The sequence below is a fragment of the Alkalihalophilus lindianensis genome (assembly GCF_032843265.1).
GTDB lineage: Bacteria > Bacillota > Bacilli > Bacillales > Bacillaceae_D > Alkalihalophilus > Alkalihalophilus lindianensis.
Window position 1 is genome coordinate 1 of sequence record NZ_JAWJBA010000224.1, and the last position, 278, is coordinate 278.

Here is a 278-nt window from a genome sequence, read left to right on the forward strand (position 1 = left end):
CTTTGATTTAAACTGTTTATCATGAATGTTTTCATCGATAGCCCAGCCTGCTAGAATCATAGCTTGTTTGCGAATTCCATTTACTCGCATATCTTCATCTAAGCGTTCAAGGGTAGATCGCACAATTTTCTGATCAGGCCAGGTCGCTTTATACACAACCCCTACTGGAGTATCCTTGCTCCAACCTGCCGCTAAAAATTCCTTGACGATTTTCTTTGTTAAAGTGGCACTTAAGAACAAAGCAACAGTACAATTATGCTTCGCCAAGTCTCTTAACT

Annotated in this window: 1 protein-coding gene; it reads right to left on the reverse strand. The window is 40.3% G+C overall.

Translation table 11 applies throughout. The features are described from left to right. The coding region (locus RYX56_RS22035) for an SAM-dependent methyltransferase (protein ID WP_317124074.1) at window positions 1-278 on the reverse strand (278 nt) is incomplete at both ends.